The sequence below is a fragment of the Acinetobacter minutum genome (assembly GCF_035916735.1).
Taxonomy (GTDB): Bacteria; Pseudomonadota; Gammaproteobacteria; order Pseudomonadales; family Moraxellaceae; genus Acinetobacter.
Map to the genome: position 1 here is coordinate 1 of NZ_JAQIHG010000007.1, position 25,075 is coordinate 25,075.

At 44.5% G+C, this 25,075-nt stretch carries 22 protein-coding genes and 1 pseudogene; 6 read left to right on the plus strand and 17 right to left on the minus strand.

Features of this window, described 5'->3' with window-relative positions; translation table 11 throughout:
- Window positions 1-68: 68 nt before the first annotated feature.
- Entirely contained in the window at window positions 69-1,082 is a 1,014-nt protein-coding gene (locus tag PAE54_RS04545; protein ID WP_326518594.1) for a tyrosine-type recombinase/integrase, read from the minus strand.
- 415 nt (window positions 1,083-1,497) lie between these two features.
- On the opposite strand from PAE54_RS04545, the pseudogene PAE54_RS04550 reads away from it, so the two are divergent.
- Window positions 1,498-2,420: pseudogene (locus tag PAE54_RS04550) on the plus strand (IS5 family transposase).
- Window positions 2,421-2,505: 85 nt separating this feature from the next.
- Here PAE54_RS04550 and thyA read toward each other — a convergent pair.
- The 4 genes from thyA to lgt form a co-directional block, all read right to left on the minus strand.
- Complete coding sequence (gene thyA / locus PAE54_RS04555) at window positions 2,506-3,117, minus strand: thymidylate synthase (RefSeq protein ID WP_326518595.1); 612 nt, start codon at window positions 3,115-3,117, stop codon at window positions 2,506-2,508.
- Between the two features lie 149 nt (window positions 3,118-3,266).
- Window positions 3,267-3,647 carry a hypothetical protein gene (locus PAE54_RS04560; protein WP_326518596.1) on the minus strand — a complete coding sequence of 127 codons (381 nt, stop codon included), beginning with the start codon at window positions 3,645-3,647 and terminating at the stop codon, window positions 3,267-3,269.
- A gap of 5 nt (window positions 3,648-3,652) precedes the next feature.
- Complete coding sequence (locus PAE54_RS04565) at window positions 3,653-4,048, minus strand: hypothetical protein (protein ID WP_326518597.1); 396 nt, start codon at window positions 4,046-4,048, stop codon at window positions 3,653-3,655.
- Window positions 4,049-4,120: 72 nt separating this feature from the next.
- Window positions 4,121-4,930, minus strand: a complete 810-nt coding sequence (gene lgt, locus PAE54_RS04570; protein WP_326518598.1) for a prolipoprotein diacylglyceryl transferase — start codon at window positions 4,928-4,930, stop codon at window positions 4,121-4,123.
- A gap of 92 nt (window positions 4,931-5,022) precedes the next feature.
- On the opposite strand from lgt, the gene PAE54_RS04575 reads away from it, so the two are divergent.
- Entirely contained in the window at window positions 5,023-5,802 is a 780-nt protein-coding gene (locus PAE54_RS04575; protein WP_326518599.1) for an NRDE family protein, read from the plus strand.
- A gap of 44 nt (window positions 5,803-5,846) precedes the next feature.
- On the opposite strand, the gene PAE54_RS04580 is transcribed toward PAE54_RS04575, so the two are convergent.
- The 4 genes from PAE54_RS04580 to tatA form a co-directional block, all read right to left on the minus strand.
- Window positions 5,847-7,787: a PhoX family protein gene (locus tag PAE54_RS04580; protein ID WP_326518600.1), complete on the minus strand. Its 1,941-nt coding sequence runs from the start codon at window positions 7,785-7,787 to the stop codon at window positions 5,847-5,849.
- Window positions 7,788-7,919: 132 nt separating this feature from the next.
- Window positions 7,920-8,702: a twin-arginine translocase subunit TatC gene (gene tatC, locus PAE54_RS04585; RefSeq protein WP_326518601.1), complete on the minus strand. Its 783-nt coding sequence runs from the start codon at window positions 8,700-8,702 to the stop codon at window positions 7,920-7,922.
- A complete protein-coding gene (gene tatB / locus PAE54_RS04590; RefSeq protein ID WP_326518602.1) occupies window positions 8,699-9,127 on the minus strand; it encodes a Sec-independent protein translocase protein TatB in 429 nt (142 codons plus the stop codon). The genes tatC and tatB overlap by 4 nt, the downstream gene beginning before the upstream one ends.
- A 13-nt stretch (window positions 9,128-9,140) precedes the next feature.
- Window positions 9,141-9,359 carry a Sec-independent protein translocase subunit TatA gene (gene tatA / locus PAE54_RS04595; protein ID WP_273779495.1) on the minus strand — a complete coding sequence of 73 codons (219 nt, stop codon included), beginning with the start codon at window positions 9,357-9,359 and terminating at the stop codon, window positions 9,141-9,143.
- Between the two features lie 152 nt (window positions 9,360-9,511).
- On the opposite strand from tatA, the gene PAE54_RS04600 reads away from it, so the two are divergent.
- Window positions 9,512-10,384, plus strand: coding sequence for an AEC family transporter (locus PAE54_RS04600; RefSeq protein WP_326518603.1), 873 nt, complete (start codon window positions 9,512-9,514; stop codon window positions 10,382-10,384).
- 38 nt (window positions 10,385-10,422) lie between these two features.
- On the opposite strand, the gene rdgB is transcribed toward PAE54_RS04600, so the two are convergent.
- The 7 genes from rdgB to PAE54_RS04635 form a co-directional block, all read right to left on the minus strand.
- Window positions 10,423-11,052: an RdgB/HAM1 family non-canonical purine NTP pyrophosphatase gene (gene rdgB, locus PAE54_RS04605; RefSeq protein WP_326518604.1), complete on the minus strand. Its 630-nt coding sequence runs from the start codon at window positions 11,050-11,052 to the stop codon at window positions 10,423-10,425.
- 407 nt (window positions 11,053-11,459) lie between these two features.
- Entirely contained in the window at window positions 11,460-12,047 is a 588-nt protein-coding gene (locus tag PAE54_RS04610; RefSeq protein WP_326518605.1) for a tetratricopeptide repeat protein, read from the minus strand.
- Window positions 12,044-12,637 carry a methionine biosynthesis protein MetW gene (metW, locus tag PAE54_RS04615; protein ID WP_326518606.1) on the minus strand — a complete coding sequence of 198 codons (594 nt, stop codon included), beginning with the start codon at window positions 12,635-12,637 and terminating at the stop codon, window positions 12,044-12,046. The genes PAE54_RS04610 and metW overlap by 4 nt, the downstream gene beginning before the upstream one ends.
- Window positions 12,637-13,797: a homoserine O-succinyltransferase MetX gene (metX, locus tag PAE54_RS04620; protein ID WP_326518607.1), complete on the minus strand. Its 1,161-nt coding sequence runs from the start codon at window positions 13,795-13,797 to the stop codon at window positions 12,637-12,639. The genes metW and metX overlap by 1 nt, the downstream gene beginning before the upstream one ends.
- Window positions 13,798-13,880: 83 nt before the next feature.
- Window positions 13,881-15,578, minus strand: coding sequence for a 2-isopropylmalate synthase (gene leuA / locus PAE54_RS04625; RefSeq protein WP_326518608.1), 1,698 nt, complete (start codon window positions 15,576-15,578; stop codon window positions 13,881-13,883).
- Between the two features lie 366 nt (window positions 15,579-15,944).
- Window positions 15,945-16,628, minus strand: coding sequence for a Fe2+-dependent dioxygenase (locus PAE54_RS04630; protein WP_326518609.1), 684 nt, complete (start codon window positions 16,626-16,628; stop codon window positions 15,945-15,947).
- 108 nt (window positions 16,629-16,736) lie between these two features.
- Window positions 16,737-19,022 carry a TonB-dependent receptor gene (locus PAE54_RS04635; RefSeq protein WP_326518610.1) on the minus strand — a complete coding sequence of 762 codons (2,286 nt, stop codon included), beginning with the start codon at window positions 19,020-19,022 and terminating at the stop codon, window positions 16,737-16,739.
- Between the two features lie 826 nt (window positions 19,023-19,848).
- Between PAE54_RS04635 and tig the strand changes: the two genes are divergently transcribed.
- The 3 genes from tig to clpX all read left to right on the plus strand — a co-directional run bounded on the left by tig (window position 19,849) and on the right by clpX (window position 23,317).
- Window positions 19,849-21,183 (plus strand): trigger factor, encoded by a 1,335-nt coding sequence (gene tig, locus PAE54_RS04640; RefSeq protein WP_326518611.1) that lies wholly within the window; start codon window positions 19,849-19,851, stop codon window positions 21,181-21,183.
- A gap of 185 nt (window positions 21,184-21,368) precedes the next feature.
- Complete coding sequence (gene clpP, locus PAE54_RS04645) at window positions 21,369-21,974, plus strand: ATP-dependent Clp endopeptidase proteolytic subunit ClpP (protein WP_273777470.1); 606 nt, start codon at window positions 21,369-21,371, stop codon at window positions 21,972-21,974.
- A 29-nt stretch (window positions 21,975-22,003) separates the two neighbouring features.
- On the plus strand, window positions 22,004-23,317 hold the full coding sequence (gene clpX, locus PAE54_RS04650) for an ATP-dependent protease ATP-binding subunit ClpX (protein ID WP_326518612.1): 1,314 nt from the start codon (window positions 22,004-22,006) through the stop codon (window positions 23,315-23,317).
- A gap of 133 nt (window positions 23,318-23,450) precedes the next feature.
- On the opposite strand, the gene PAE54_RS04655 is transcribed toward clpX, so the two are convergent.
- A complete protein-coding gene (locus PAE54_RS04655; RefSeq protein ID WP_273777468.1) occupies window positions 23,451-24,977 on the minus strand; it encodes a fumarate hydratase in 1,527 nt (508 codons plus the stop codon).
- Window positions 24,978-25,075: the final 98 nt, after the last annotated feature.

The window sequence follows — 25,075 nt, forward strand, 5'->3', positions numbered from 1 at the left end:
AAAAATGAAATCCCCTCGGGAATTTCTATCGCTAAAATTAGCGAGTTAACTGTCCGTTTTTACGGGGGCTAATACACATAAGCACTGCCGTGTCTTAGCTTATGTGGAGAGATTTTTCTCTTAAGTAGACCTTTCTTAATTGCACGATCACTTAAACGCTCTAGTAATTTATTGATGGCAGATGGTGTATAGGGGGTACCATGAGCATTAAAAAATGCTGGAGTTTCAGCTTGATTAGAATATTTCCTGGCATGTTTTTTATAGAGTGGTGAGGCATGATACTTTTGTATACGATTAATGACTGCCGAACTGATTAAGGTCCAGCGATGTTTAATTTCGTTTCCACGACCTTTGCTACCTAAAACTTCCAAAGGAACATAATTTGGATGAATAGGTTTGTCTGAGTCATATGTAATAAACTTTTCCGAGTTAAAGTTGACAGCATTTCTGAAATGTTCAAGGGTAACTCGAGGAAGTTCGGAGCGACGTAGGCCTGAATCGTATAAAAACTGCAGTATAACTCTTTCACGTTCAGAGGCTGTAGATTTAATTAATATAAAAAGATCATGTAGTTTACATGCCTTATTAGGTTTTATTTTTGGTGTTTTTGATAGATAGCCGTCACTATAGGGATTATCTTTTCTGAGTGGTAGATGATCTTCTGTAGGAGAGGTAAGGAACTCCATAAAAGCACGTATAGTTGCATCACGATTTCTAATTGTAGATGATTCCAGACCTTGATCACGACTTAAGAATGTTAAGTATTCTTGTATTACATATGATGGGACAGTAATAAATACTTCATCACTTTCATCATTATCATATTCTGAACGAGTACGAATATATTTCAAAAAGTAAGTTAGATTTTTTCCATAAGTCGGCACAGATTCAAAAGCAATTTTTTCATGTTTTGAATAGTAGGAGAGATATTCAGAAATAATAGGTAAAATTTTGCAATTATCGTCAAAGACACCAACACCATTAACATGAACCTCCTTGATTAAATAGTCCAATTTTCCATTTTTATGTAGAGGCGATTCAGATAGATCCAGTATGGTATCTCTACAATTTTGGACTTTCATTTATGCTTATCTCTCTATTCGAATATATGATTTAAATTCAAATTTAATGTTGAATTGATATAGGAAATAAATACAAATTAAATGTAATTCTTTTGATTATCAAGGTTTTTTTTATTAATGATTTTATAATTATTATTGTTTGTATTATTAACTTGTTGAATTTGTAGAAATTAAAAAATAAATAAAATGGTATTTTTTTTGATTTTTAATAATTTTTCAATATAAATGATTAATTAATATTTATTCGTCTATATATATATTTATGGGTAATAAAATTTTGGAATTAAGAGATAGATTATTAAATTTTAATGGGAGTTAATAAAAGGATATTGGTAAATTTTATTTGAGTTCTATTTGGGTTTGGCTTTTTTGCATAAAACTCCGCTAAGTGCTTATTCCGCAATATAATATTCAAATGAATAAGCCTACACCTAAAATCTATCGTACAAATAATTGGCCTTCTTACAACCAGGCTTTGATCAATCGGGGAAATCTAACAATCTGGTTTAATCCTGATACTCAATGGTATGCACAATCAACAGGCAAACAAGGGCGAAATCAAACCTACTCCGATGTCGCCATTCAATGCTGCCTCATGATGAAATCTCTATTTCGACTCTCTTTACGTATGGTTACGGGCTTTGTTCAAAGCCTGAATAAACTCTGTGGCCTGAATTGGACGGCACCAGATTATTCGACCCTTTGCCGTAGACAAAAGTATATTGATATTGCGATTCGCTATCAGAAAAATAGTCATGGATTACATCTACTCGTCGACTCAACGGGTTTAAAATTTCTAGGTGAAGGTGAATGGAAGCACAAGAAAAATCAGCCTGAATATCGTCGCCAATGGCGGAAACTACATATTGGTATCGATGCCGAAATGCTGCAAATACGTGCTGTTCAGCTCACCTCAAACAATGTCAGTGATTGGGGGGATTTACTCAAGCAGATCCCAGAAAATGAGCGAATTGTCTCGATGTATACGGATGGGGCTTATGACACAAAATACTGCCGAGAAGTGATTGCTGATCGACAAGCACATGCAGTCATTCCGCCCAGAAAAAATGCCAAGCTCTGGAAAGATTCTACAATTATTCAATAGAACGAAATGAGTTACTTCAAACTGTTAAACATTTAGGAAGAACCATCTGGAAAAAATGGTCGGGCTATTATCGTCGAAGTTTGGTGGAAACCAAGATGCATTGCATCAAATTATTGGGGGATAAACTAAGTGCACTGAGTTTTCAAAGCCAGGTCAATGAGATTCATGCACGTGTGGCAGTGTTGAATAGATTTACGGAATTAGGTAGACCACATATCCAAACTGTCTGTTAAATTTGAACGGCTTGGGAAAAATTCGGCTTTTGAATGTTTATGCAACAAAGCCTTTAGGTTTTGAAAATTCTTCTATGTACTTATTTTAAGCAGCTAGTTCAGCAGACTGTGCATTATTAAGATGGGGGAATAAAAGGAACACATCGGCACTGCGCTGATACAGTTGGCAGGACAACTTGCCATTTTGTACAAAAAACTGGAAAAGGGTATGACAAGGCGGCAGTGCGACTTGGCCCGCTTCATTCGGATTCCAACCAGAAACAATCAGGCGGCGCGAGTTCGGATTGGTTTTAATCTCGTTGATTAACCATTTAATCTGGTCAAAGCCATCCTGATTATAAGAACCCTCGCTATTTTTTGTAGCGCCAAAGTTACGCCACTGATGACCGTAAACCGGGCCCAATTCGCCTTCAGGACGGCCAAAACGGGCGGTCTGTTCGGCAGTAGACCATTCATCCCAAATCGTGACTTTATGGTCCTGCAAATACTGAACGTTAGTATCACCTTTCAGGAACCAGAGCAGTTCAATCACAATGGAACGGAAATGAACTTTTTTGGTGGTGAGTAACGGAAAGCCTTTGGATAGGTCAAAACGCATTTGATGACCAAAAACAGAACGGGTTCCCGTCCCGGTACGATCGCCTTTGTCACCGCCGTTGTCGAGGATGTGCTGGAGTAAATCTAAATATGCGCGCATAACAATCCTGAGCGCTCATTGGTTTTTCCACCTGAAGGGGGGTGAAAAAGTTCCCTGGTGAGCGCTGTATTTAAATCTTTAAATTGCCTTGTATCATACCCGTTTCATCGTGTCTGCGGAATGGAAATCGTAGCGTAAGGGTATTGAGCTTAGTGCACTGGGTAACGTGGTGTTCGATTGGTGTAAATGGAGGCCAGATAAAAACCGACCAAACTAAAGCCGATGATTTGTACGCCTTGAACCAGTTGCTGTTCAGTCGGTAACTGTAGCAATAGCACTGTCCAACCCATCAACAAGGTCAGGCTGGGAAGGTAGTGTAATCGTTGTGACCAGGCGAGTTCACGGTGTTGCAGCTTAAGTAAAAATGAATAAAGACCGTGAATCGCCACGCTTAATGCAAGACTTAGCAAAGTCAAACTGGTTGAAAGTTTGGTCATTTCAGCAAAATATAAGGTCACCGCAACAGTGATAACACAGATCAACAGCTTAATTGGTCGTGTACAGCGTTCTGAATACCAAAAATGCAGCATAACTGTTACTTCGATTCAGAATCGGAGGAGGAGTCTCTCGCTGGCAGAAACAGATATTGGGGAGAAAACAGAAAAATACCCAGTGCCATAAAGCCGACACCCTGAATGCCAAAAAGCAGCAGGTCGCGTTGTTGCTGCTGGCTAAAAATCACGGCAAATAGCGCCGCCAGTGGAATCCAGGTGAGTACACGTGCCAGTAGTCCCAACGGTTGATGTTGGGTAAATTGCACTTTGATAAAGCGGCAGATGACAAAAAGCAGGCCGGTGGCCAAAAACATCAGGACTGTGACCGGTGCGATGGGAAAGCGCAGATACAGCACGATACTCAGCAGTAAAATGCCAGTGGCAATCAACAGCTTTTTGAATGTTGAGATTTGGGGCGAAAACCAAAATTCGAGCATGGGAGGTCGGTCTGATGGCCAAGAATAGAAAGACTTTAGCATAAAAAAGAGGAGCCGAGGCTCCTCTTCAAATTAACGGGATACCGCTGGTCCCCAATCATAAACTTTCTTCTGGTAAGCGTACCACATCATCCAGATGCCAATCAGAATCATTGGCAAAGTCAGGAACTGCCCCTTACTCATCCAGGCAATAAACAGCTGACCATTGTCCGGTTCGCGGAAGAATTCCACCACAAAACGGGCAATCCCGTAACCGATCAGGAACAGTGCTGAAACCGCCATACGTGGACGTGGCTTGGAGCTGAACCACCAGAGTACGATAAACAGGATCAGCCCTTCGCCGAGTGCCTGATAGAGCTGTGACGGATGACGTGCCAGATTGTCGACATGCGGAAAGACCATGGCAAAAGGATAATCTGGATTGGTCACCGGACGGCCCCATAATTCACCACCAATAAAATTGCCAATGCGGCCAAACATCAGACCGGTGGGTACACACGGGGCAATAAAGTCCAGCGTCTGGAACCAGGTTTTCTGATATTTACGGCACCATAGCAGCATCGCCAGCATGACCCCGATGAAACCGCCGTGGAAACTCATGCCACCGGTCCAAACCTGAAACAGCCAGAGTGGATTAGCCAGGAATTGCTCGAAACCGTAGAAAAAAACGTAGCCGACCCGGCCACCCACGACTACGCCTAAAGCACCATAAAAGATCAGATCAGAGACCATGTCGGCATTCCACCCGGTGCGCTGCTTGGCACGGTAGGTGGCGAGTCCCCAGGCAAAAAGGAACGCCAGTAAATACATCAGCCCGTACCAGTGCACGTTTAACGGACCGAGTGAGATCGCGACAGGGTCGATGTGGGGGTAGGTCAGCATTCCTGCTCCTCGTCATATGTTTTGTACAGATTTTAGCGGAATGCCATGAAAAATGTTGTACATTCAATGTGTAAAGATCAAGAGAGTGCTTTATGTGTATTGTGGCGCTGGCCTGGCAGGTATTAGAGCAGGTTCCATTATGCCTGATTTCCAATCGTGATGAATTCTATCAACGCCCCACAGCTCCCTTACATCCTTGGCCGGACAGTCCGATTGTGGCGGGTCAGGATTTGCAGTCTGGTGGCACGTGGATGGGCGTGACTGCGACAGGGCGCTGGGCGGTGATTACCAATTTCCGTGATGGCACGGATCAGCAACAATATCCCACCTCGCGGGGCCATCTGGTGCAAGCTTTTTTAGAATCAAAGCAAGCTCCGATTCGCTTTGCACAACAACTGGCACAACAGCAGCGAAATTACGCCGGCTTTAACCTGATCATTGGCGACCGGCAACAGGCCGTGTATATGAGCAACCGTGGTGAAGCACCGCAGGTTCTGGCCAATGGCGTGTATGTCCTTTCCAATGGTTTGCTGCAGGAACCTTGGGTCAAAACCCAGCATTTGCGTAAACGCTTTACCCAAGAGTTTTTACCGATGTTGCAGTTACCTCAGTTGGTAGAAAGCGAACTGCAGGCTGCAGTTTGGGATCTGCTGGAAGATGAACGCAAAGTCCCCTTGCAACAATTACCGCATACTGGCTTGAGTCTTGAAAAAGAACAGCTGCTGTCTTCCACGTTTATTCAAAGTGCGGATTATGGCACGCGCTGTTCCAACTTTTTACGCATGACGCCGCAGCAATGGATCTGGCTGGAAAAAGCTCAACAGGGCGAGCAGCGTGGCATGATCCGGCAGCAACAGATTACTTTGCAGTAAATAGCACCATGCCGATGCGTACACCGGCATTTGCCTGGAAAATGTTAGTTTTTCTTTTCAACTGAAGGCATGATCCAGTCTGCAGTCAAATAGCCGACACTGGCACTATAGCCTTGATTATAGTTGGCCAATACTTGGGCTTTTAACTCCGCAGGCAGCTTGTCATTGTCTCCGGGATGCTGGAAGTTACTCATGATGTAAGTCCAGCCATGGATAGAATCAACCGCGTGTAAACCGGTCGATTCTGCACCTGCCGGGGTCGAGAGGATGCGGGTTAGGGAACCGGTATCGACCTGATAAGCCCAGAGAAAATTGTTGGTGTGCTGGCCACTGTCTTCACCAATAAACAGGGTGCGCAGTGTTTCCGAAAATTTCAGGTTATCAGGACTGGCGATCTTATCCGGATGGGCAGTGTTGCCCAGTTTATCTTTGCCGATGTCTTCACCTAATAGCAGGACTTTGGACTGGTAGGGCACCCATTCACTGTGAATCGGTTGATTATCCGTAGTCCGTTGTCCTCCTGCCAGATCATGCGCCAGAATGCCTCCGGCCTTGATCGGACGGCTAAACGAAATATTCAGTTCTTTCTGCCAGCAAGGGTCGCCTTGCACCATACAGTCCTGAATGTTAGCGAGTGCCGAGTAAGCGACTTTATCCCGGATGTTGACCGTCGTGCCTTCCATTTTGGTAAAGCCCAAACTGCCTCCACGCATCGCGGCATAGCGGTGGGTTTCCAGAAAGGCAGCCGCTTTTTCTTGCCCAGATTTGAGTTTGACCCAGGCTTTTTTCTTGTTGAGCACAATCGGTGTATAACTTGTCAGATCGGCCGGTTTGCCCGGATCCGTATCCAGATAACTTTCCATGATGTCCCACGGTTGAATATTGTCCTGATTCACCAGCGTTTCAATGTCACGGCTGCGGGCATGACCCAGTTCAATCCAGCGCAGGCGAGCTGTCGAGTGTTCATTCAACACTTGGGTGTATTTCGCCACATACAGCGTACCGGCAGACAGGTCTCGTTCCCGGTCGGCAATAAACATAAACAGCCCGCCATTGGTATAGTCATCCCCCATGAGCACCGTACGCTGATCCGGCATGACCTGCACCAGTTCATGGGAAATGCGGCCCAGACAGAAATGTTTTTGAATGCTGGCATGGCCATCGGGATGAACAACCACTTCTGGCAAATGACCATAGTTATAGGCCTTGGCTTTGTGGGCGTCGGCAAAGAACTTCTGGCCAAATCCCAGTAGAGTTTTCAAGGACTGGCCCAAGCCCTGATCAAAGGCATCCGGTTCATATTCCTCGCTTGAAAGATGCGTATTCCAAGGGGACAGACTAGCACCACAGGTAATCCATAAGCCATGTACCGGAGCCGTATCGACATTGAAGTATTTCTTGAATTCGAGCTTGCCAGTCTGCGGGTCTTGATCCAGTGTCAAAATAGCAATCGGAGAGGGCAAAATGCCGTAGGGATCTTCACCATTCAGGCTTTTTGACGTGTACTCAAACTGCACCACAAAAAAGACCGGATGTTTGACGCCCGGGACTTGCGCATTTTCCAGCGCAATCAGCGAAGAACCATCCGGACAATCCGAGAAATACTGGCGCGTATTATCCAGAATAGGCTTGCCGTTTGCATCAAAATACCCCCCCGCCACAATTTTTCCGCCATCTAAATGCTCGACCAGGGTGCCTGTGCGCAGAAATTCATGATAGCCGAGCTGATAGTCGTCGCTGCTATTGTCTTCCCAGGTAATTTTCAGACGCGAGTTCACCTGTGTTTTGGCCATCTCGGCAATATGGACTGGAGCCTGCATCGCGCTGAAGGTGGCCTGTTTGAGTCGCATTCCAGAGATCTGTGCAGTGGTGAGTGCAGGATTGTGTGCACAGCCGCTTGTCATCGCACCTAAAGGCAAGAAAGGCAGACCAATCAACCATTTCAACACATCGCGGCGGCTAGCAGAGGGAGAAGTCATTGTCATTTTCAGATCCATTCAAATTGTTGTTTGTTATCGGGATGGGCCGTGATCATTCTTTTGGCAGTCCATGTTTTTTTTGCTTGATTTGTCACTTGGGGAGTCGTGGGTTGCCACCTTGATCAGTTCTTCTCATCCCTAATGTCTGGATTCATATTGACCCGAACGTGAGGCTTCCAACAATTTGCCTAGCCATAAGCCGAGTTCAAACAGCAGACACATCGGAACCGCCAGCATAATCATCGACAATGCATCCGGTGGCGTCACAAACATGGCAATAAAAAAACAGCCCACGATAATAAAACGGCGTTTTTCGACCAGACTTTGCGTGCTGACAATACCCATCAGAATCAGTAGCAACGTGACCAGTGGAATTTCGAAGGTCAGCCCAAACAGCAGGAACAGCTTCAGGCAAAAACTCAGATAGCTGTTGATGTCAGTCATTGGCGCTACGGTTTCCGGAGAAACACTGACAAAAAAATGCAGAATGGCCGGCAAGGTAATGAAATAGGCAAATGCAATCCCGGCATAGAACAGCAGGATGCTGGCACCGAGCAAGGGCAATGCCAGACGGCGTTCTTTTTGATACAGGGCGGGGCGGATAAAACACCACAACTGATACAGGATAAACGGCATGGCCAGTACAATAGCCACAAACAGGTTGAGCTTGAACGGTGCCATAAAGGTTGCGGTGACATCGGTGGCAATCATCGAGGAGCTTTGCGGCAACTGCAGACGTAAGGGTGCCGAGAGCTCCTGATAAATCGCATTGCGAAAAGGCAACAGACAGAAAAACAACAGCAGGGTGAGCCCCAACATTTTGATCAGATGCTGCCGGAGCACCATCACATGCTGTATCACCGGCATTTGGGTCAGCGTTTCAGTCTCTGAAGACGATGAAGACGGGGATATTTGGCTCATACGGCAATCTTGAAGTGAGGGGAGATATTGTCAGGAGGGCAAGTAATCATGCTGCCCGCACAAGGCTTTAGGAAAGGTGGTATATGTCGTTTTGCCGTGTAGAGATATAGCGCGGCGTGTGGCCTTGTTTGTCGGCTTTGTGGCTCCCTGCAACTTGTTTCCCCAAACAAATGCTGTTTATCCAGCTGTTGTTGCAGACGCCGTTCTAGTTCCGTCAAACGTTGGATTTCCTGCTGGATTTCTTTACGGAACTCGGACAGCTTAAGTTCCTGATCAATTTCCTGCTGGATCGTGGTGATGGCTCGTTTGAATTTGCCATACCATTTGGCAATAAAACGCACTGCCTCAGGCAATTGTTCTGGGCCTAAAATCACCAAGGCAATCACAGCAAAACAGAAAATTTCAGTCATTCCCACATTGAACATGTGTTGTAGCCTATTAACCTTTCACTGAATTTTCAGAGGCTTTAGTAGTAGTCGCGGCAGAGGACGGTTCAGCTGTTGTGTTCGAACGGTCTTCCTCTTCACGGATGGATTTTTTAAAATCTTTTACTGCGCCACCCACATCTTTACCTAAGTTTTTTAATTTTGACGTGCCAAACAATAAAATCACCACAATGGCAAAAATCAGTACATGCCAAATCGACAAGCCTGCCATCACGCTTTCTCCCGAAGTTTTAGCTGCTATCTGAACAGGCTGAAATGACAGATCAGTGACATTGCGGTTGCAATTTTAAGACAGCTCAAGAGAAGCAATCGCCTGCCAAGAAAGTGGTAGCATAGCCGCAGAGAAATGAGGGGGACAAGATTGTGGCGATGCTAGTTGCCCTGGTGGCTTTTTGTTGTGGCTGGTGCTTGGCTGCACAGGACTGGAGTAACAGGCTCAAGCCGATACTGGCGAGCCTGTTGGCACGCTGTTTGATCCCTGTGGTCATTATTTACAATATGGTGTTTTATCAGCCGGGCAGTCTGGGGCTGATGCTATTCAGTTTTGGCTCGGCGCTTGTGCTCTATGCACTGTTTTTCTATTTTAGTCATGATCGCCTCAGAGCCTTGTGCTTTAGCTATGTCAATCTTGCCTGGCTGGGATTTCCATTTGCAATTGCGCTGTTCGGACCAGAGATCAGTGCCGCCATGGTTGCTCTTTATATCGGGGGCTCCATTTTCGGCAATATCTGGGCGGTCACTGCAGTCTGCTCCAGCCCTCAACCCTGGACGGCGATTGCAGTCAAAGTGCTGCGATCTCCGCCAATTATTGCCCTTGCTGTGGCTGGGCTGGCACGCCTATCTGGGCTACATCAGGTTCAGGATCCTCATCTTTTACAGTGGGTGTATCTGTTCTGCAAATGGGCCATGAGCCTTGCCGGAATGTGCGTGTTGGGCATGTGGCTTAGGCACACCAAAGTCGCTTGGGACGATGTTCTGCAGAGCAGTCAGGTAGCCGGGATAAAGCTGCTCTGTGGTGCTGTATTGTGTGGCGTTACCTATCTGGCATTTGCAGCGTTGCGGCCGTTTATCGGGGTAATGTTTTTGTTATTTTGCCTGCCTCCGGCGGCCAATATTGTGGCATTAGAAACCCATTATCAGGGGACGGGACGTTCCGCTGCCTATATTGCAGCAGGAACGATGGTGAGCTGTGTAATTGTGCTGCTATATGCGGTCGTACTGCATATTTTGCGCTGATGCCATGTGTGCATGACATCAGATTGACTGATAAGAAATTACCCTTGCAGTAGGCTGGCACGGAATTTCTGCATGGCCTGGCCACGGTGGCTGATCTGGTTTTTATCCTGTTTTGACATTTCCGCGCTGGAAATCCCCAGTTCAGGCAGCCAGAATAATGGATCATAACCGAAACCATTTTCACCGCGTGGGGCTTCAAGAATTTCACCCTGCCAAATTCCTTGGAATACTTGCGGTAATGGGTCTTCCGCGTGTTGTACCAGCGCCAAGACACAGACAAACATGCCTTCAATCGTTTTGCCTTCTTGGCGGAATGGTTTCAGGTCTTGCAGCAATTTCTCATTGTTAGCCGCATCATTGCCATGCTCTCCAGCATAGCGTGCCGAATAAATTCCCGGTGCCCCCCCCAGAATTGGGACACAAATACCCGAATCATCGGCAATCGCCGGTTTTCCGGAAATACGGGAAGCATGGCGAGCCTTGATAATGGCATTTTCCACAAAGCTCAGGCCGTCTTCCACGGCATCTTCAATATTCAGTTGACCTTGTGGCACCACCGCCACCGGTAGGGCCAACTGCTTGAACAGTTTTTCAAATTCAGCGATTTTGCCTTTGTTATTGCTGGCCAGAACCAGCGTACCCTGAGATAACCAATCGTGTGCAAACATTATTTCGCCCGTGATCTGAAAAAAAAGAATGGCGACTATTTTAGCGGATTTATCCATGCAATGAGGGCATAAATGCAAGGCTGGTATGGTCAGTGTAAAAGAGGGAGCTGAAAGCTCGACTGGAAGTTGAGGCAGGTAAACTTTACATTCATTAATTCTTTAGTCGGTATTCAAAATGGGGACACAAAGTCATGATTTTGAGTGTGGAAAACGTCGAGCGTAGAGCAGTGAAGAGAATAAAGCGGTTGTATATTTGGCTTATCGTAAGAATGCAGTCATCGCGTTGATCAGTTGATCCAATTTGGAGAGAATCTTTTAACCGCATCACAACCTGGTTGGTTTTGGTGCGAAGTAAAATCTGGACGATAAAAAAGCACCCGAAGGTGCCTTTTAAAAAGATCAAAATTTTATTGGGCTTGAATCCATTGGTCCGCACGGTCACGTGCCATACGAATTTGCTCTTGGGTTAGGTTGGCAGCCAAAGCGGTTTTTTTACCTTCAGAGAGATTAATCACTTTGGTGTCGAGCATGCCATCACGGGTAGACAGTTCATACCATTGATACGCACCCACGTAGTTTTTTTTCTGTTCTTCCATCATCGCTAGGTTAAAGCTGGCACGATTATCACCATTACTGGCTGCTTTTTCGAAATATTTGCGTGCGAGCGTTTCATTTTTTTGTGTGCCGATCCCATCTGCATACATACGGCCAACGTTGAGTTGCGCAGCAGAAAGGCCTTGATCAGCCGCGAGTTTGAACCAGGCAAAAGCTTGTTTGTCATCTTTTGCAATTTCTCGGCCTTGTTGATAACGGGTGGCCAAATAGAATTGTGCACCCGCCTGCCCAGACTTCGCTGCCTGCATCAGGTCATTGACTGACATAGTGGAGTAACGTGCTGCTTGAGAAGACGTTGATTGCGGCTGGGGAATATAGTCTGCGTGGGCGTGAAGGCTAAAAAACCCCATTAAAAGTGTGCTAAGTAATAGTTTTTTCATAGTGCGCTCACTCGATAAATTGCCACTTCACCAAACAAATTCGGAATGTGTTTACTGAGTAAACTACCTTGTTGGTTCCCATTGACGGCAAGTCGATTAATAATTTGAATATTATTTTCGGCACAGAGTGCTTCAAAATCTTTAAAGGTACACAGGTGAATGTTGGGAGTGTTGTACCACATATACGGTAAAGCCTCAGAAACCGGCATTTTCCCTTTCAAAGCTAAGAAAGAACGGGTCTTCCAATGGGCAAAGTTTGGAAAGGTAATAATCGCCTGTTTCCCCACGCGCACCATGTCTCGTAATAAAACATCGGGTGCATCTACAGCCTGCAAAGCTTGTGCCATCACCACATAGTCAAAAGACTGATTGGCAAATCGGCTTAAGCCTAAATTTAAGTCCTGTTGAATAATATTTAAACCGCGACTGACCGCAATTGCAATCTTTTCTTGATCGATTTCTAAGCCATAGGCCCGGATTTGATGTTTGCGGCTCATATGTGCCAGTAATTCGCCATCACCACAGCCCAGATCCAATACGCTCGAACCTGGTTTGATCCATTTTTCTGCCAACTGTTGATCAATACGCATTATGCGGTCTCCACACGTGTTGAGGCCAAATCTTCCGCACCACCCAAAAAGGCACGCAGGGCTTTCACATACAGCGGAATCGGGAACAGGAAGGAATCATGGCCCTGTTCGGCATCAATATCCAGATAGCTCACCGGTTTGTGGTTGCTGATCAGTGCATTGACGATTTCCTGTGAGCGGCTTGGTGTAAAACGCCAGTCAGTGGTGAATGAAACCACCAAGAAGCGGCATTTTGTATTGGCCATGGCTTTTTTCAAGGAGGATTCGTACTCACGCGAAGGATCAAAATAATCCAGCGCCTTGGTCATGATCAGATAAGTATTGGCATCAAAGTTACGGCTAAATTGCTCACCTTGATAACGCAGGTAGCTTTCGACCTGGAATTCGACATCAAAGCCATACATGAATTTGCCGGATTTTAAATCACGGCCAAATTTCTGTTTCATGGCTTCTTCGGACAGATAGGTGATATGACCGACCATACGTGCCAGAATAAGACCACGTTTTGGGTAGCTGTCATGCTCTAGATAACGGCCATTATAGAAATCAGGATCCGAAAGAATCGACTGACGTGCCACTTCGTTAAAGGCAATGTTCTGTGCCGATAATTTTGGCGCACTGGCAATGATCACACACTTCTGCAAACGCTCAGGATAATCGACTGACCATTGCAAGGCTTGCATGCCACCGAGTGAGCCACCGACGATGGCATACCAGGTGGTAATACCCAGACGGTCGGAAAGCATGGCTTGGGTTTTGACCCAGTCACGCACTGTGACCAAAGGAAAATCTGGGCCATAAGGACGGTTGTCATTTTCTGGATTTGGGGAAATTGGACCCGTTGAGCCATGGCAGCCCCCAATATTATTCAGGGCAACCACAAAGAATTTATTGGTATCGAGCGCTTTTCCTGGACCAATACAGGCATCCCACCATCCTGGTTTCTTGTCATCCGCATGGTGATATCCCGCCGCATGATGATGACCTGACAGGGCATGGCAAATGAGAATCGCATTGGATTTTTCCTCATTCAGCACACCATAGGTTTCCACCATCAAGTCAAAACGTGGCAGCACGCGTCCACATTCTAGTTCTAGCGGTTCTTCGAATTGGAACTTTTGCGGGGTGATCAGACCCACGGAGTCGGATGGAAAAGACACGGGAACAATTCGCCTTAAATCTTTAGTAAGAATAATAAAAGGATACCAACGAAGGGTATCCTTTCAAAAGGGTTTTTTGTCAATTAAACGGCAGTGGCAACAACTTGCTCGGTGCTGATCACGCCTTGTTCAATTAAACGGTTGGTTGCAGCAATGATCGCTTCGATTGAAGACGTCACGATATTGTCATGCAAGCCGGCACCAAAAGCAGATTTACCGGTACCTTTCACTTGAATTTCGATCAAGGCCAAGGCTTTGGCATTGGCACCTGAACCAATACTGCGCTCTTCGTAGTTCAATACGTCGATTGGCAAGTTCAAGGCATCCAAGATCGCTGAGATTGGACCATTGCCTTCACCACGAAGTTGCTGGCTCTGACCATTCGCCACCACATCAAGCTCAATCACCTGATTGCCGTTGTTATCCGACAACTTGTAGTTTTTCGCCGTGTAGTTGGCATTCTTCACTTCAACATAAGTTTCTTTGAACAAGTTCCAGATTTCTTGTGCTGAAATTTCGCTGGCCGTTGCATCAGTATGTTGCTGAACCACTTGTGAGAATTCGATTTGCAAACGACGCGGCAAGACCACATTGTAATTTGATTCCAACAAGTAGGCGATACCACCTTTACCTGATTGTGAATTCACACGGATCACGGCGTCATAGTCACGACCCAAATCTTTTGGATCGATTGGCAAGTACGGCATATCCCAGATTTCTTCATTTTTCTGGTATTCAAAGCCTTTTTTGATCGCATCCTGATGCGAGCCAGAGAATGCAGTGAACACCAAGTCACCAGCATATGGATGGCGTGGATGCACGGGCAAACCGGTACATTCTTCCACAGTCGCAATGATTTCATTGATGTTGGAGAAGTCCAAGTTTGGTGTAACACCTTGGGTGTACATGTTCAAGGCCACTGCAGCAACGTCTACGTTACCGGTACGTTCACCATTGCCAAACACACAGCCTTCGACACGGTCTGCACCGGCCATAATCGCCAATTCAGTCGCTGCAATACCACAACCACGGTCGTTATGACAGTGAACAGAGATGATTACACCATCACGACGTTCGATGTTACGGTGCATCCATTCTACTTGGTCGGCATAGATGTTCGGTGTAGAAACTTCAACAGTCGCTGGCAAGTTCAAAATGACTTTGTTGTCTGGAGAGGCTTCCCAAACTTCAGTCACCGCATCGCAGGCGGCTTTGGCAACTTCCAATTCAGTTGCAGAGAAACACTCTGGACTGTACTGGAAAATGAAATCAGTTTCAGGGTAGTTCGCCGCGTATTCTTTCACTTTTTGTGCAGCATTGATTGCCAACTGACGTGCACCTTCCACATCCACATTCAAAACTTTCTTGCGGAATGTTGGAGAGTTGGAGTTATAGATATGCACGATGGCACGTTTCGCACCTTCCAAGGCCTCGAACGTACGCTGGATCAAATGATCACGGGCTTGTACCAAGACTTCGATATACACGTCATCCGGAATATGACCTTCTTCGATCAATTTGCGCGTGAAATCAAAGTCAATTTGCGACGCTGATGGGAAGCCAATTTCGATATGTTTGAAACCAATTTTGACCAACATCTGGAACATTTTAAATTTCTGTTCCATGTCCATCGGTTCAAAAATGGCCTGGTTACCATCACGAAGGTCAGTACTCATCCACATCGGCGCTTGGGTGATTTCGTTATTTGGCCATTGACGGTCAGGCAAGTCCACACGCTGGTACATGCGACGATATTTTTTACTTGGATCAGCCAACATCATGAGGGAACTCCTTGTGTAGTCTCAGTAGTTTAGTTCTTACTCAAACTACCGTTCTACTAATATAGATTGTGTCTATGCAGTCAATTTCCAAGCTTTTTGGGCTATCGCGTTGAGCTGGATCGAATTGATGCTTATCTGTTCATTTATAAGATAGAGTTTAACCAGAATAAAGGGAAAAAGTTTTTCAATTTTTAGTCATTTTTAAGTTTTATGAAAATAAATTTTCATTATTTTAATAAATGTGAAAAATTTTTTCTTTTCTCCTCAGTGTGGTAAATACTTTTTTGAGTAAAAGCAAATGATCTCTAAAATAGAATGTGGCTGGATTGTACGAGCATTTTAGAGATCAAGAGCACTCGGACAGCGTTAAAGCTCGGCCCATTTACGCATCAAGTTATGATACAGATTGGTCAGGCGAATGACTTCATCATGGCTATCACCGAGTTCTACCCGCAGGTTTTGTACGGTTTGGTCCAGATTGAATAGCATATGTCTTTCAGCCTCACCACGCACCATACTTTGTACCCAGAAAAAAGAAGCAATACGGCAGCCTTCGGTTACGGCAGTTACTTCATGCAGACTGGTTGAAGGGTAGAGCACCATATCGCCAGCGGGTAACTTCACTTCATGGTAGCCATAAGTATCTTCAATGACCAATTCACCCCCTTCATATTCATCTGGTTCACTCAGGAATACGGTACAGGATAGATCGGTTCTTAGACGTTCATTGGTGCCACGAATACGGCGGATGGAATTGTCGACATGAAAACCAAAGGCTTCATTATTTTCATAACGGTTAAACAGGGGCGGAATGATATCCAGTGGCAATGCAGCTGACAGGAATAAAGGATGCTGGCCTAAAGATTCTAAAATGATATTGCTAAGATGATGGGTTAAAGGGTTATCTTCTGGAAGTTGCTGGTTTTGTTTGACGGTTGCAGACAGGGTGCCGGCCGTCACTTTGCCATTGACCCACTCGATTTTATTCATTTCCTCACGAAAATATTGGACTTGTTCAGAGCTTAATACATTCGGAATATGATGGATCACGGCTGTGTACCTGTGTAAATGGATATAGACAGTATATAAAAATAGCCTCACATGAGGAGGCTATGAGTGAAAAATCCCATAAATTAATTATGGAATTCTCCGGTTGAATTAATATTTGAAGTTTAAAGACAAGACTGCGCTGCGGCCTTCCGCTTCAGTAGCATAGTGGTTGCTATACGTTCTATTGAAGTAACGTTTATCTGTCAAGTTATTGACGTTTAATTGCACATCAATATTCTTATCAACATTGTAACGTGCCATTGCATCATAACGAACATACGATGGAGCCCACTTGGTATTTGCTGGGTCACCATAGACTTTATCCATATAGGTTGCGCCACCACCAATGGTGAATTGAGGCAGAACTTGGTAAGTCGTCCAGAGCGTTGCACTATTTTTAGCGACGTTCTGTACCTGGTTACCTTCATTGGTTGCCTTACCATCATCAATAATTTCACTGTCTAGGTAAGTATAACCAGCTGAAACAGCCCATTGCTCAGTGATGTTGCCGTTCAGACCTAATTCAAAACCATCAATGCGTGTTTCACCAATATTACGTGTAAGATTGTCAAAATCTACAGCGCGCGTGTTGGTTTTTTCCGTACGGAAAATTGCCGCAGTTAGATTTAAGTGTTCATCCAATAAATCCCACTTTGTGCCTAACTCGATGGTACGTACTTCTTCAGGCTTGAGGTTATTGATGTAATTCGCTTGTTCTAAGGTTACAGAACTAGTCTGATTGCTCAGTCCTTCAGAACCATCACCACCATCGACACCGACTGGATTGGCAGATGTTGCATAACTGGCATAAATAGAGCCATTTTCTACCGGTTTAAAGGTAATACCGGCTTGGTAATTAACGAAATCTTTGTCATTTTTTGCCTTGCGTACAGTACCTGGGTCAACAAGAGTATTTTTGCTACCAGCAACCATGGTTTGTTCGGTATCAAACTTGTCCCAACGAACACCCAAGTCTAGAAGCCATTGTGGATTCAGCTCAATGTTATCCAGGAAATAGACAGAGGTTGACTTGGTTTGGATATTGTAGCGATCCGCACCATTGGTGCTGATTGAACCAGTCCATGCGCCTCTGTTCGGATCCTGTACTGGAGTACACCAGCCTGAAATGATATTGGCTGCTATAGAACAATCTTGATATGCACTACCAGTACTGTTTTTATCATTAATAATATATTGCGTACGATCAGTTTCTTGATCGCTATATTCTGCACCGAGGTTAAAACGGTGTTTTAAGCGACCAGTATTGAATTTACCGGTTAATGCCAATTGATCAGTAAAGGTATCGGTATCAGCAATACGAGAGTTGACACGTGCCCAAACATAACCATTTAGCACACCCGGGTTTGTGCCAGTATAAATATTATTTTTGGAGTCATCTGGGTTGGTCCAGAGATAATCATTCTTTGAATTTGAGTAAACGGCTGTATTGGTAATTGTCAGATCATCAGTCAAATCATGTTCTAACTTGAGGGTGCCAATCTGGTTTTCCTGCTGTTGGAAATCGCGATCTTTCCAACCATAGTAAGTTCCTTGTTTGACATCAATTGGTTTACCACTATTATCAGGGAACTTACTCGGGTTATTGTATGGAATACCTGAATCTGGCGTATCATCCGTTTTCAAGTAGTAATAGCTTAATGTTGCACGGGTAGGAGTATCCAAACCAAACGTAATACTAGGGGCAATACCAGCACGTTTGTATTCGGTACCATCAGCTTGACCAGCTTTTTCATTTTGATGACCGAGAACCGCAACACGTGCTGCGACACCGTTACCAAAATCTTTATTGGCATCGAGCGTAATACGTGCATAGCTATCTGTACCACCCGCGACAGAACCTTCTAAAAAGTCACCGGCTTTAGCGATTTTAGAAATCATGTTGATGCTACCGCCACTGGTGCCTGCACCACCTAAGGCAGATGCAGAACCTTTAGTGACTTCAACCTGTTCTACCGCAAACATTTCACGGTTTTGTGAGGTAGCATTGCGGATACCATCGACATACATCGAGCTTTCCGAGTTATAACCGCGAATAAATGGACGGTCACCATTCGGGTTACCTCCTTCACCTGCACCTAGGGTAATCCCTGGCACCGTACGCAGTGCATCACTTAATGTTGTGACTTTGGTGTCTTCAATCAGTTGCTTGGAAACCACAGAGACTGATTTTGCGGTGTCGAGCAGAGGGGCAACAAATTTACTATTTGCTGAGTTATCTACCTTTAAGCCTTGCTGTTCCTGAGCATTTGCAGCCACCTGAATCGTTGGTAGCTGGGTAACATCTTCCTGCGCAATTGCGGCTGTTGCCATCACTGAAAGTGAAGAAGCGATCGCTGAAGATACAATCTTTTTGCGTGTTTTGATGAATGACATAATTGGCTCTAAATGAGAATCAGTTGATGTTGCAAATAATAGTAATTCTTATTTGTAATACCAATTGCTTTTTATTGAAACTAAAGATTGATATTTTGGTATTGATCATTTTTGCAAATGATATGTTGTAACAAAAAACAAATAACTTACTGTTTTTAATTATAAATAGGATAAAACTTTGTATTGTTTGTTTTTGATCAGTATTTTAAATGTAAGCATTTTTTTTGAGAAAGATTTTCATTAAGGTTTCATTTAAAAACGTTAAGTCTTGTTTCAAAGTCCTATTTTACTTGCCTAAACTAATCAAAATCCCTGGGCATCATTTTATTTGGCTGTTGCAGTCGATTCATAATGGAATGAAACAAAGCGTATGCTAAAAGTGCCTATGCCTGCTTTACCTAGTACAGGGATCAAGGGAAGTTTTCACGTTGTGAGGCTGATTCATCCACATCTTTGGCTTAAGTCCTGTAGGCGTTATTCAATTATGCTCTGATTTTAAGTGAATATTTTTAATCTCTTGATGTTTTTTTCGGTTATCTCTGTATGAATGGGAGATGATTTTGGGGATTTTAGAGTGTTTGGGAGGGAAGTTTGCTGTTATGTGGTTGAGCAGGGCTGAAATGAGTTTTGCTCAAAGCACAAGAAGGAAGTTTAACTTGTTGTTTAATCTCGATATCTGCAGTGATATTCAGATTTGAATCTAATTCAACGATTCTGATAAACAAAAATAACACTAAAAATCAGGTGATTTTGTATATCTTGAAATGTTGGCATATAATATGGCACTTTTTTATAAACTGTTATTACTAAACATATCGAGGAAGCCATGCAAGTAACTTCTGAAGCGGTTTCGGGCGTTGCCCGTCGTTTAAACGTATCTGTACCGACGAGCCGTATTAACGAGCAATTCGAAGCTCGCTTGAAACGCACTGCCAAAACTGTGAAGATCAACGGCTTCCGTCCTGGTAAAGTGCCAGTGAATGTTGTACGTCGTGAATATGGCGCAGGCATCTACCAAGAAGTGGTGAATGACATCATTCGTGACACTGTATTCGAAGCGATTCAACAAGAAAAAATCAATGCTGTAGGTATGCCTAACATTGAGAAAGTTGAGCAAAAAGAAGATGCATTGACTTTTGAAGCGATTGTTGAAGTTTATCCTGAAGTTGAAGTAAAAGCATTTGATGCTCTTGAAATCGAACGTAAATCTTCTGAAGTAAAAGACGCTGATGTTGATCAGATGATCGAGAACTTGCAGAAACAACGTCAAACTTGGGTTGAAACCAAAGGTATGGCGAAAAAAGACATGCAAGTGACTTTCGATTTTGAAGGTTCTATCGACGGTGAAAAATTCGAAGGCGGTTCTGCTGAAGACTTTAAACTGGTATTAGGTTCTGGCCGTATGATTCCAGGCTTTGAAGATGGCATCGTAGGCATGAAGAAAGGCGAAGAGAAAGTTATTGATGTAACTTTCCCTGAAGACTACCAAGCTGCGAATCTTGCAGGTAAACAAGCACAATTCAAGATCACTGTGAAGTTGGTTGAAAAAGCAAAACTTCCAGAAATCGATGCTGAATTCTTGAAATTGTTTGGTCTTTCTGAAGAAGACGGCGTTGAAAAGTTAAAAGCTGACGTTCGTAAAAACATGGAACGTGAAGTGAAAAACGGCTTACGTAACCAAGTGAAAGGCGCTACTTTTGACGCGCTTGTAGCAGCAAACGAAGTTGAACTTCCAGCGGCAATGGTTGCTCAAGAAATCGACCGTCAACGTCAACAAATGATCCAACAGTTCACCCAACAATTTGGTGCACAAGGTGCGAAAGCATTTGATTCAAGCATGCTTCCAGATGAATTGTTCAAAGAACAAGCTGAAAAATCTGTAAAACTTGGCGTATTGGTGAGCAAGGTCTTGGCTGATGCGAAACTTGAAGTAGATCAAGCCCGTGTAGATGCTTACATCGAAGATATGGCTTCTTCTTACGAAGATCCAAACGAAGTGATCGAATTCTTCAAAAATGACAAGCAACAACGCGCGCAAATTGAAGCTGTTGTACTTGAAGACCAAGTTGTTGACCACATCTTGGCAGCAGCTAAAGTCAGCGACAAAGCAGTAAGTTATGAAGACCTATTGAAAGAGCAACAAGCTCGTCAACAAGGTTAATTTGACTTGAATGAAAAAAGGCGCGTAAGCGCCTTTTTTTATAGGATTGTTTGTGACTGTAACTGCCTCTAGCATATGCACAAATTATCTGACATTTTACTCGGAATAATTTTGCAATTTTGCGTATTATCCCGCATATTGTTGCGATGGGTTGAGTCACAAAAAATTTAGGAATAAATAAACGTATGTATGTTCCAGGTATTGAAAATGCTTTAGTTCCTGTGGTTGTTGAACAATCATCTCGTGGTGAACGATCATTTGATATTTTTTCTCGCTTGTTGCGTGAACGGGTTATTTTCTTGACCGGTGAAGTCGAAGATAACATGGCGAATTTGATCGTCGCACAAATGCTCTTTTTAGAAGCAGAAAATCCAGATAAAGATATTCATTTATATATTAACTCGCCGGGCGGTTCTGTGACCGCAGGTATGGCGATTTACGATACCATGCAATACATCAAACCTGATGTATCCACGATCTGTATGGGGCAAGCAGCCTCTATGGGTGCTTTCCTGTTGAATGCGGGTGCCAAAGGCAAGCGCTATTGCCTGGAAAATGCCCGTGTCATGATTCACCAGCCTCTAGGCGGTTTCCGTGGTCAGGCATCAGACATCGAAATCCATGCGCGTGAGATCCTGTTTATTAAAGAGCGTCTCAACCGTTTGATGGCTGAGCATAGTGGCCAGGATTACGAAACCGTAGCACGCGATACCGACCGTGATAACTTTATGACGGCTCAGGCAGCGAAAGACTACGGTCTGGTTGATGCCGTATTAAGCAAACGTCTGTAAGCTCAAAAGATTAGATTATTGGAGAAAGTATGTCCGAACATCCTCAAGGACAAAAGCATTGTTCATTTTGCGGTAAAACGCAGGCCGAAGTCGGGAAACTGATTGCAGGCGAGGACGCATATATTTGTAACGAATGTGTGGACGTATGCTTAGACTTGGTACAAACCAGCCAGCAGGTGGAATCTGGAGATTGGGCGAGCCGTCCTCTGCCAAAACCACATGAAATCCGTGCTGCACTGGATCAATATGTGATTGGTCAGGACTTGGCCAAGAAAACCTTGTCTGTGGCGGTTTATAACCATTACAAGCGTTTGAAAGTTTCCCATCATGGCCATCATAAAGCTGAAGATGGGCTGGAAATTGCAAAAAGTAATATCTTGCTGATCGGTCCAACCGGGTCAGGTAAAACCTTATTGGCACAAACACTGGCACGTTTGCTGGATGTGCCTTTTGCCATGGCGGATGCAACGACTTTGACCGAAGCCGGTTATGTCGGTGAGGATGTTGAGAACATCGTACAGAAGCTGTTACAAAAAGCTGATTACGATGTCGAAAAGGCTCAAAAAGGGATTATCTATATCGATGAAATCGACAAGATTACCCGTAAATCGGAAAACCCATCGATTACCCGTGACGTATCGGGTGAAGGGGTGCAGCAAGCCCTACTGAAAATGATTGAAGGGACTGTGGCTTCTATTCCACCACAAGGTGGCCGTAAGCATCCACAGCAAGAGTTCATTCAGATTGATACCTCAAACATCCTGTTTATCTGTGGTGGTGCTTTCTCTGGTTTGGAGAAAATCGTACAGCAGCGTCAGGAAAAAGGCGGGATTGGCTTTAATGCTGAAGTGAAGAAAAAAGACGAAAGCAAAAAAGTCACTGAGCTGTTCCGTCAGGTTGAAGCGAATGACCTGGTCAAATTTGGCTTGATTCCTGAATTCATTGGTCGTTTACCGGTGATTGCAACGCTTGAAGAGCTGGACGAAGAAGCCTTGATGCAGATTCTGACTGAGCCGAGAAATGCTTTGACTCGTCAGTACCAATATTTGTTCAGCATGGAAAATGTAGATCTAGTATTTGAAGATTCTGCATTACGTGCAGTAGCGAAAAAAGCGCTCGAACGTAATACAGGTGCACGTGGTCTGCGTTCTATCTTGGAAAATGTCCTGCTTGAAACTATGTATGACTTACCGAGCCGTAGCGATGTTGGCACCGTGGTGATCAATGAAGCGGTGATCAATGGAACAGCTGAGCCAGTATTTAAGCCAGAGCGTTTGCCCAAAGTAGAAACTGAAGAAGCAGTCAAATCAGATCTTAAAGTGATTGATTCTAAATCGGCTTAAGTTTTGATTGTGTGTTGAAAGGACGTGTAGTGTCGAAAGGATGCTACACGTTTTTTCTTTCTTGTAGAAAGAAAATATTTCTCTGCAATAAAAAAGCACCTGATTCAGGTGCTTTTTTATATCTACTCAATGATTACTGAGCAGCAGCATCTACGACTGGAATTTTACCAATCTTGGCTTGCCAGATTTTTGGTGCAATCGCGTGGATGGAAGTACCATTCACATCTACAGCAACAGAAACAGGCATATCTTCTACGACAAATTTGTAGATTGCTTCCATACCTAAGTCAGCAAAGGCAACAACTTCAGCCTGACGTACTGCTTTAGATACCAGGTAAGCTGCACCACCCACAGCCATCAAATAAGTGGCTTTGTGGTCTTTGATTGCTTCAATCGCAGCAGGACCACGATCCGCTTTACCGATCATACCGAACAGACCTGTATGCTCAAGTACTTTGCGAGTGAACTTGTCCATACGTGTTGCAGTTGTAGGGCCTGCAGGGCCAACCACTTCGTCACGGACCGGATCAACTGGACCTACGTAGTAAATGAATTTACCTTTCAGATCAACAGGAAGCTCTTCACCATTGTCGATCATTTCAACCATACGTTTATGTGCTGCATCACGGCCAGTGTACATGGTACCGCTGAGCAATAAGGTATCACCTGGCTGCCAAGAATTCATTTCTTCTTGAGTGATGGTATCCAGGTTCACACGCTTAGATTTAGATGCATCCCAAGTCACTTGAGGGTAGTCTTCAAGTTTAGGCGCTTGGATATGCGCAACACCTGAACCATCAAGCTGGAAGTGCGCGTGACGGGTTGCCGCACAGTTCGGGATCATGCCGACTGGTTTGCCTGCCGCGTGGCAAGGGTAATCTTTGATCTTGATATCCAGAACAGTCGTTAAACCACCGAGACCTTGTGCACCAATACCGAGTGCATTCACTTTCTCGAAGATCTCGATACGAAGTTCTTCCATCTTGCTTTGTGGACCACGACGAAGCAATTCGTCCATGTTGATCTCTTCCATCAATGCTTCTTTCGCAAGCATCATGGCTTTTTCTGCAGTACCGCCGATCCCGATGCCAAGCATACCAGGAGGACACCAACCTGCACCCATGGTTGGAACAGTTTTCAATACCCAATCCACGATGGAATCAGATGGGTTCAACATCGCCAGTTTAGATTTGTTTTCTGAACCGCCACCTTTGGCTGCAACAGTAATATCCACTTTGTTGCCTGGAACGAGTTTGTAGTGGATCACTGCAGGCGTGTTGTCTTTGGTGTTTTTACGGCCAAAAGCAGGATCTGCCAAAACAGAAGCACGAAGTACGTTGCTGTTTTCGAGATAACCTTGGCGTACACCTTCGTTGATCGCATCATCCAAGCTCATGGTTAAATCAAATTTAACGTCTAAGCCCACTTCAAGGAATACGTTCACGATACCAGTATCTTGACAGATCGGACGATGGCCCTCTGCACACATGCGAGAGTTGATCAGGATTTGTGCAATTGCGTCTTTGGCCGCTTGGTTCTCTTCGCGATCATAGGCACGAGACATTGCTTGAATAAAGTCTTGTGGGTGATAGTACGAAATGAACTGTAGCGCGTCCTTGATCGATGTGATCAAGTCATCTTGCTTGATAATAGTGGTCATATCAGAATTCTCTTGAGCGGGCTGAAAGCTAGCGGCCAAATTATAAGATAAAAAGCAGGATTTGTGGGCGTTTAAACTGTTTTTTGGGCAAAAGTTTA

Bases quoted from the DNA above. Each gene is read 5' to 3' on its own strand.
- tig (WP_326518611.1), top strand. From the start codon at position 19,849: ATGCAAGTAACTTCTGAAGCGGTTTCGGGCGTTGCCCGTCGTTTAAAC.
- PAE54_RS04545 (WP_326518594.1), bottom strand. From the start codon at position 1,082: ATGAAAGTCCAAAATTGTAGAGATACCATACTGGATCTATCTGAATCG.
- PAE54_RS04635 (WP_326518610.1), bottom strand. From the start codon at position 19,022: ATGTCATTCATCAAAACACGCAAAAAGATTGTATCTTCAGCGATCGCT.
- thyA (WP_326518595.1), bottom strand. From the start codon at position 3,117: ATGCGCGCATATTTAGATTTACTCCAGCACATCCTCGACAACGGCGGT.
- clpX (WP_326518612.1), top strand. From the start codon at position 22,004: ATGTCCGAACATCCTCAAGGACAAAAGCATTGTTCATTTTGCGGTAAA.
- clpP (WP_273777470.1), top strand. From the start codon at position 21,369: ATGTATGTTCCAGGTATTGAAAATGCTTTAGTTCCTGTGGTTGTTGAA.
- lgt (WP_326518598.1), bottom strand. From the start codon at position 4,930: ATGCTGACCTACCCCCACATCGACCCTGTCGCGATCTCACTCGGTCCG.
- rdgB (WP_326518604.1), bottom strand. From the start codon at position 11,052: ATGTTTGCACACGATTGGTTATCTCAGGGTACGCTGGTTCTGGCCAGC.
- PAE54_RS04565 (WP_326518597.1), bottom strand. From the start codon at position 4,048: ATGCTCGAATTTTGGTTTTCGCCCCAAATCTCAACATTCAAAAAGCTG.
- PAE54_RS04580 (WP_326518600.1), bottom strand. From the start codon at position 7,787: ATGACAATGACTTCTCCCTCTGCTAGCCGCCGCGATGTGTTGAAATGG.
- PAE54_RS04575 (WP_326518599.1), top strand. From the start codon at position 5,023: ATGTGTATTGTGGCGCTGGCCTGGCAGGTATTAGAGCAGGTTCCATTA.
- tatB (WP_326518602.1), bottom strand. From the start codon at position 9,127: ATGTTCAATGTGGGAATGACTGAAATTTTCTGTTTTGCTGTGATTGCC.
- PAE54_RS04655 (WP_273777468.1), bottom strand. From the start codon at position 24,977: ATGACCACTATTATCAAGCAAGATGACTTGATCACATCGATCAAGGAC.
- tatA (WP_273779495.1), bottom strand. From the start codon at position 9,359: ATGGCAGGCTTGTCGATTTGGCATGTACTGATTTTTGCCATTGTGGTG.
- leuA (WP_326518608.1), bottom strand. From the start codon at position 15,578: ATGATGTTGGCTGATCCAAGTAAAAAATATCGTCGCATGTACCAGCGT.
- PAE54_RS04610 (WP_326518605.1), bottom strand. From the start codon at position 12,047: ATGAAAAAACTATTACTTAGCACACTTTTAATGGGGTTTTTTAGCCTT.
- metW (WP_326518606.1), bottom strand. From the start codon at position 12,637: ATGCGTATTGATCAACAGTTGGCAGAAAAATGGATCAAACCAGGTTCG.
- PAE54_RS04560 (WP_326518596.1), bottom strand. From the start codon at position 3,647: ATGCTGCATTTTTGGTATTCAGAACGCTGTACACGACCAATTAAGCTG.
- tatC (WP_326518601.1), bottom strand. From the start codon at position 8,702: ATGAGCCAAATATCCCCGTCTTCATCGTCTTCAGAGACTGAAACGCTG.